This is a genomic window from Brevibacterium picturae (genome assembly GCF_030453725.1).
GTDB classification, from domain to species: Bacteria; Actinomycetota; Actinomycetes; order Actinomycetales; family Brevibacteriaceae; genus Brevibacterium; species Brevibacterium sandarakinum_A.
Genome location: NZ_JAKDJU010000160.1, coordinates 1 through 6,929, shown reverse-complemented (window position 1 = coordinate 6,929; position 6,929 = coordinate 1). Strand labels below are relative to the sequence as shown.

Annotated in this window: 6 protein-coding genes; 3 read left to right on the top strand and 3 right to left on the bottom strand. The window is 62.3% G+C overall.

Translation table 11 applies throughout. The features are described from left to right. Together L0G76_RS12940 and L0G76_RS12935 are read left to right on the top strand one after the other, a co-directional pair. Positions 1-1,611 (top strand): ABC1 kinase family protein (locus L0G76_RS12940; RefSeq protein WP_304357596.1); only part of this gene is annotated, 1,611 nt, incomplete at its 5' end. Between the two features lie 64 nt (positions 1,612-1,675). Continuing rightward, positions 1,676-2,158 carry a nucleotidyltransferase domain-containing protein gene (locus tag L0G76_RS12935; RefSeq protein ID WP_369696186.1) on the top strand — a complete coding sequence of 161 codons (483 nt, stop codon included), beginning with the start codon at positions 1,676-1,678 and terminating at the stop codon, positions 2,156-2,158. 108 nt (positions 2,159-2,266) lie between these two features. Here the strand turns inward: L0G76_RS12935 and L0G76_RS12930 are convergent, their stop codons facing one another. The 3 genes from L0G76_RS12930 to L0G76_RS12920 form a co-directional block, all read right to left on the bottom strand. Next, positions 2,267-2,860, bottom strand: coding sequence for an RES family NAD+ phosphorylase (locus L0G76_RS12930; protein ID WP_301536754.1), 594 nt, complete (start codon positions 2,858-2,860; stop codon positions 2,267-2,269). A gap of 140 nt (positions 2,861-3,000) precedes the next feature. Then, the gene (locus tag L0G76_RS12925; RefSeq protein ID WP_304357595.1) at positions 3,001-3,645 is read right to left on the bottom strand and encodes a hypothetical protein; all 645 of its coding nucleotides are present in this window, start codon (positions 3,643-3,645) and stop codon (positions 3,001-3,003) included. Positions 3,646-3,745: 100 nt separating this feature from the next. After that, entirely contained in the window at positions 3,746-4,984 is a 1,239-nt protein-coding gene (locus tag L0G76_RS12920) for an MFS transporter (RefSeq protein ID WP_231938892.1), read from the bottom strand. A 185-nt stretch (positions 4,985-5,169) separates the two neighbouring features. Here L0G76_RS12920 and L0G76_RS12915 point away from each other — a divergent pair. After that, a partial coding sequence (locus tag L0G76_RS12915; RefSeq protein WP_304357594.1) for an SNF2 helicase-associated domain-containing protein occupies positions 5,170-6,929 on the top strand: 1,760 nt, incomplete at its 3' end.

Genomic DNA, 6,929 nt, shown 5'->3' with positions numbered 1-6,929 from the left:
CTCTCCCGCTACCTCAAACCGCGGATCCCGACCCTGCGGGTATCCCTGCGCGAGATCGCCTCGACGACCCGTGATGCGTTGGCCGCGGCCGGTGTCACCTTCATCAAGCTCGGACAGTTCATCGCCACCCGCGGTGACATGATCCCGCACGAATTCGTCGAGGAGTTCTCTACCCTGCAGGCCGGAGTGCCGCCGGTGCCGTTCAGAGAGGTCAAGGACCAGCTCGAAGCCCAGTGGGGCAGGCCCGTCGCCGAGGTGTTCGAAGAGTTCGACGAGGTCCCCTTCGCCGCAGCTTCGGTTGCGCAGGTCCACCGTGCCGTCACCTGGGAAGGCCGCGTTGTTGCCGTGAAAGTGCAACGACCGAAAATCCGCAAACAGGTTCGAGCCGATTGCGATATCGTCCTCACCCTCGCCGAGCGCCTCGAACGGTCCACCGATTGGGCGAGTAGGGTCGGCATCGGGAAGCTGGCCCGCAGCTTCGTCGATTCCCTGCAGGGAGAACTCGACTACCGCGGGGAGCTGGCGCACATCGAAGCACTTCGCACTGCCGACGAGACTGGTCGATCCACCTCAGGGACAGACTCCATGGTGCGCATCCCGCGGGTGTACAAGGAGTACTCCGGTGAGTACGTCCTCGTCATGGATCTCATTGAAGGCGTTCCTCTCTCGCACGCCACCGAGGTCATCGACAGCCTCTCCGAACTGGCCCGCAATGAGATCGCCCAGGACCTCTTCCTCATGGTTGTTCGGCAGGTGCTGGGCAAAGGCATCTTTCACGCAGATTTGCACGCGGGCAACATCGTCATCTCACCAGCAGGCCGAGCAGGCCTCGTCGACTTCGGCGCCGTCGGCCGCATCGACAAACGAGACCGTCGCGCCATCGCTCTGCTGCTCATGGCCTTCGACTCCCAGAACTCCCAGGCCGCGACTGCCGCAATCCTCGACCTCCTCGGCACTCCCAGTGACGTCAATCTCCGGGAGCTGCAGCGTGAGATCGGACAGATTCTGCTCAAATACGGTGACGGTCAGCCCGGGTCAACCTCGGCGGCTCTGTTCGGGGAGCTCATCGACTTCGTCGTGGACTTCGGGTTCCCGATGCCGGTGTCGGTGGCGACCGCTTTCCGAGCCATCAGCACTTTGGAAGGGTCGATCACAAGGCTCAATCCCGAATTGAACCTGCTGGCCCTGGTCACGCAGAATGGGCGCAGCCTGCTGCGTGAGGTCGGGGGACTGGGCGTCGACCGGCACGAGGCAGCCCTCTACGCGGCCGCAGTGGGTCCACAGATCGCGGAGCTGCCTGGTCAGCTCTCACGGATTGCCGGCCATCTGCAGGACGGTACCCTCGACGTCGGCACAAGTGGTTTGAACATTTCGATGATCAAGAACCTGCTCAAATCCACGGTCGAACAGTTCATCCAGGTGATCGTGTCCACGGCACTCATCCTCGGCGGCGTGATCCTCATGGCCGCGAACTTCGGTCCGCAGCTGGCACCGGAGCTCAAGCTGTTCACGTATTTCGGGGCGTGGGTGCTGCTGGTCGGCAGTGTTATCGCTGCATTGGTGCTGGCACCGGCGCTGAGGCAACGGATGGCCTGGGACAGGTTGGGGTAAGGGCGCGAATGCCGCGGCCACCCTAAATCGTTCAAATACAGCGGATGCGCGATAATATGAGCATATAAGCACTGCAGGCGCCATTCTCCGTCAAGCGCGGAAGGACGCAGTGCTGACTCAAAGTGTGCTTTCTCGGCGCGCCGGTTTCTCTCAAAGTTTCATCAGTGCTTACGAGCGTGGCAATCGAGAACCGTCGGTGGCAGCGCTGAATCTTCTTCTCAATATGGCAGGGTACAGCCTTGCCGCTATACCGGAACCGGAGACACTTCGCCTTGTTCGCTCTCACTCTCGCGAGCTGATTAAAGCGCTTGCACGACTTAGCGCCACGAACATGTCCGTGTTCGGCAGTGTTGCTCGCGGAGACGACCGACCGGACAGCGACATCGATCTGCTTGTAGATCTGGATGATTCTGTCGGTCTCTTCAAGCTCATGCGGATGAGGAGCCGAGCCGAGGAGATCCTCGGCTGCGCAGTCGACATGATTCCTCGCGAGGGGCTGAAGAAGGAAGCTGCTGTGACTGCGTCTCGAGATGAGGTCTCATTATGAGCCGCGATCCTCAAGACGGCATGCTCTGCGACGCGATAGGAGTCCGTCCGATCGAAATTGGAAAGGCCGTCAAAGACCTGCCGTCCCAGCTTCTCGACACTGCGCGCCTCAGGTGAGCTCGTCAACGAGAGTCACGCCCAGTGAGTCCGCCAGCCGATCGACAAGCAACCACCCAGACCCTTCTAGGAGTGCCCCCATGGACGAGAAGTTGGGCACGAGCTGCCAGTCTCCGCGGTCAGTCGGCACTCGATCGGCGAAGAGCACAAGCACTTCCGCTGCTGGGAGCTGATTGATCTCCGTTTGCCGGGAGTGCCAGAGAATACCGGCAATGTTCTGCCCTGAGGTGTGGATGCGTTTGGCCACTCGCCGCGTACAGGGGTAGTGCTCCCGCGGGCTCGAGGCGAGGCCAGCCCGGCCGATTCCCATGGCTTTCAGGCTCCGGTCCCGCAAATCCACGACGGAGAGATCAGTTGGAAGTTTGACTTGAGCGTGTGCCATGCCGAGGAGGGTGGAGACGTTCACTTCTCTCGGGGGCAGGATCGGGACGTCATGGAAACTGGTTTCGAGCAGGGCCGCCTCGAGTGTGTCGGCGAGGTACATGCTGGGGACGCGTGCCTGGGTCCCCGCTTCGTTGAATGGTGAGAACCGAGAGTTCCCTTTGCCCGGGTTGGGTGTGGCGTATCCGTCCACAGTATTGAACACCCTGAACCACTCGCTATCGGCTTTCAACACCGTCAATGGCAATGCGCCGGCCGCGACAGCATCACAGAGTTCGTCAACAGCGACGGGGCACTTCGCGGGATCGGGGCACCTGAGACGCTCTGGCGGCAGAATGATCGGGCTCATGCGGTCCGATCTTTCGCATCCCTCAAATCCTCTGCATAGAGCTCGGCAGCATTCACTGCCCGCTCCGGGCTCGTCTCCGCAACCTTTGCTGGGATCTCATCACTGAGCAGACCAGTGGGTGCGGTGAGCCAAGACCATAGTCCCCAGCTGCCTATGCCGACTTTGAGCAGCGGTGCAATCAGGGTGGTGACGTTGTCATTGAGCGTCCCGCGATGGGTCAGCTGGACTTTTGGGATGAACGTCTTGCCCTCCACGTCGATGGTGAACATGTGGAGTTGCTCCCGTTGCCGTGCCACCCAGGTGCGAACGGTGCTCTGCGAAGATCCGCGCAAGGTTGCCAGGGATTCGTAAGTCTCCACGCCCTCCTCTTCAAGCAACCGAGCCCGGAATGCCACGCTGCGCTGCGCTTGCCTCTGGGTGGCTTCGGGGATGAGCTGAATGGTCCTTGTCAGGTACGAATGGGCCAAACGTTTGGACAGGGAGGAGCGCTCATCGAGTTGTTCCTGGACGATGGTCCGGTACAGCTCGAGGGCATTTTCAACTTCGGCTGGGCTCAGTCCCTCCACGTTGATCTGCGACCATTCGAGGTTCTGGGCCTGCAGTTGACGGTTCTGCGGAGCCCCATATGCGTGTGCGGTCATGGTGTGCCTCCAAACTGTATTCCAAGTGTAGCAGTCTGAATAGTGCAGAGTTAAGAGATTCGACTGCTACATTCAACCCCGGCAAGCGACACTTCTTGCATCAGTCCCCAGATTCGTGCGGTGCACTTGTTGGTCGAATGCCCAAATCCAGCTCTCCTCGAAGCATGATCACCGCAACGAAGCAGCACGCGAGGAAAAGCACTCCTCCCGCAGCAATCGGAATCCTCAGGTCGAAATCGGCCAGAATGCCACCGAGCGCGGATCCGACGGCCAGGCCAGAGAGTCCGAGCACTCGCGTGGCCCCACCGACTCGTCCGAGGAGGTCGTCTGGAACGAGTCGCTGCCGCAACGACAGCGAACAGATGTTCCAAACGACGGCGTGCAGGATATAGAGCGCCAACAGCAAGCCCGCGACGATTGGATTCTGAGTGAGCGCAAGGCCGCCGAGGGCAACTGCTCCCAGGATGAGGCTGGCAACAATCGTCCATCTGGACCCAAGACGCGCGCGGAGGCGCGATGCAAGCATTGAACCGAGGAGACCTCCGAGGGCGGAGAACGCGAGCAGCAGGCCGTAACCGGTGCCGTTCAGCCCGAGACGTTCCCGGGCGAAGAGAACGAGGATCGAGAACGGCAACATGTAGCCGATGCTTGCGAGTGCTCCGATGACGGCCAGGCCGCCGACGACATGGTGGCGTCGCAACCAGGCAATGCCATCGACAGCCTCAGCAAAGACTGACCGTCGGGAGGAATGTGCGTCAGCGGACAGTGTCGACGGACTCCGGGTCGGCAGAGCAAGAGCGATGACTCCCGCAAGCGCCCAGAGCCCGCCCATTGCAAAGGCGGGGACTGAGGCCGCAAGTGCGAACAGGAATCCACCCAGGGGAGGGCCAGCGAATTCATCGGCGATCAACTGCGTCGCTGCAATACGTCCGTTCGCAGATTCCAGTCGTTGGGTCCCGACAAGCGACGGCAGGATCGCTATTGCAGCGCTGTCTGCAACGCTTTCCAAAGCCGCGACTACGGCCATAGCCGAGTACAGCACGATGAGGGAGGAGACCCCGAACTGGATGGTCAGCGCGAATCCGGCCAGCGCACCTCCTCGCAGAATGTTGGCCGCGACGATCAATGTTCGTCGATCAAACCGGTCGACCCAGACGCCGATCGGCAAAGCAGCCACGAGTCGGATCACGGCATAGAGAGTGGCCAATCCGGCTACAAGGCGAGGATCATCCGTCATCGAGGCTGCAAGCAGCGGCATTGAGACGAACGCGAGGCCGTCGGCGAGGTTCGATAGCGCGCTCGTGCTCCAGAGAGCGTTGAAGCCACGACCGATTGCCATGTCCATCAGCCTAGCGGGATCGCTCTCGACGCCGACCATCTCGAACTGTTGAGGTGACGCGAGCCGACAAGTGGCAGCATCGATCGTAACCTGCCCCTCACCGGCACTGACAAAGTCCATGATGAGAGCTCGGCAGACTGTATCGTAGATGCGTCGACCGGTGAGCCAGGTGTGAAGGAGTCAGAGTGTACGTTCTGCATGCTTGTGCACTGCCCGATGCCCAGTACGGAATCGACATCGGCATGTGGGCCGAGGACTCCGCCCTCCCGGTCTCGAGCCCCAGCGCAGCAGTGCGCCAAGTCCGCGACCACCCCTTCGCCGTCCCCACCGACTCACTCGCCGACATTCTCGGGCGCTCAGAGGGGGCTCGCAGAACGCCCCAGACTCTCCTGCTTCCATCCCTGCAGCGCTCGCCCTTGGATCCACCCGAGATGGTGCGCATCCAGCCTCGGCGCCGGTCCTCTTCGGCTCCGTCTCTGCTGCCGTGGTCTGTGCCCGTGATGCGGATTCCCGCTTCCGAACTGTCCTCTGTTCTCGACTCGATCCTGGGGGATCAGTCGGAGGTCGACGTGCGACCGGCCGCCTCCGTTCATTATGTTGCTGAACTTCGCCGACATGGCGAGATGCTCGTGGATCGTTCCCGCGTGCTCCCCACCTGTGTCATCGTCGGCCGAGACGACGAAGACGACAATGACACCACCACCACCGAGGTGCAGGCCCGGTGGCGGGTGTTCGCCACCGGTGCCGACGCCGTGACGAACCACGGTCTGGTCCAGACCATGCCGCCGTCCTTTCGCGCCGCCGCACCGGAGACACCGCAGGCCGAGTTGACCCTGGGACTCTTGGACGGCGTCGTCGACGCCCTCGTGCGCCGGCGCCTGCCCGCAAACCTACTGGCACCTCGGCGGGGCCGTCGTCCCTCCACTCTGCCCGCCGCCGAGACGTGGTTCGAGTCACTGACCGGTGATGATGCACGTGTCGACATCGCCCCCGCCGCGGCGGAAGAACTCATCCGTGAACTCGACCCGTGGGTACGCGAAGGAGCGGAGTCACCTGGTCCGGCACAGTTGGTCCTGCGCCTGCGTGATCCTGAACCTGAAGGAGGCACCCTCACCGAATCGGACGCTGCCGAAGTTCGCTGGCACCTCGACTTCCTCCTGCGCTCACGCAGCGACCAGAGCCTCGTCATCGACGCCTTTCGAGTCTGGGATGACGATGGGAGTCTGGCGAGGTGGCTCGACAAACCCCGCGAGGTGCTGCTGGCCGAACTCGCTCGCGCTCAACGGGTATACCCGGATCTCGAGGCGGGGCTGCGCAGGGCCGAACCGACGGAACTTGAGCTCTCCACCTCGGCGGCCTTCGACTTCCTCAATACTGCAGCGACCGGACTCGCCGAGGCGGGGGTCGAGGTGCAGCTGCCGTCCTGGTGGGGCACGACGCCCAAGGTCGGTCTCAAGCTCCATGCCACACCGACAGACGGCGACCCACAGGAAGCGAAGATCGGCAGGGACGGGCTGGCCAGCTTCGACTGGGCGCTCGCCGTCGGGGACCACGGCCTCAGCGATGACGAGATCGCGGCCCTCATCTTTGCCAAGGCACCCTTGGTGCAGATGCGGGGACAGTGGATTGTCGTCGACCAAGAGCGAATCAGACGTGGACTCGACTTCCTCAAGAACCATGAGGAGGGCCAGATGCCAATCTCCGAGGTGATGACGCTCGCCCTCGGCGATCCTGAGGAACTCGAGACGCCCTTGGAGATCACCTCCGTCGAGGCAGACGGGTGGTTGGGTGACCTGCTCGACGGCACTGCGGCCCAGACCATCGAGACAGTCGACCCACCTGAGGACTTCCGGGCCACACTGCGCCCGTATCAGGCTCGGGGATTGAGCTGGCTGGACTTCCTCGGACGTCTGGGAATCGGCGCCGTCCTCGCCGATGACATGGG

Excerpts from the sequence above, each read along its gene's own strand:
- L0G76_RS12925 (WP_304357595.1), bottom strand. The coding sequence starts at position 3,645 with ATGACCGCACACGCATATGGGGCTCCGCAGAACCGTCAACTGCAGGCC.
- L0G76_RS12920 (WP_231938892.1), bottom strand. The coding sequence starts at position 4,984 with ATGGCAATCGGTCGTGGCTTCAACGCTCTCTGGAGCACGAGCGCGCTA.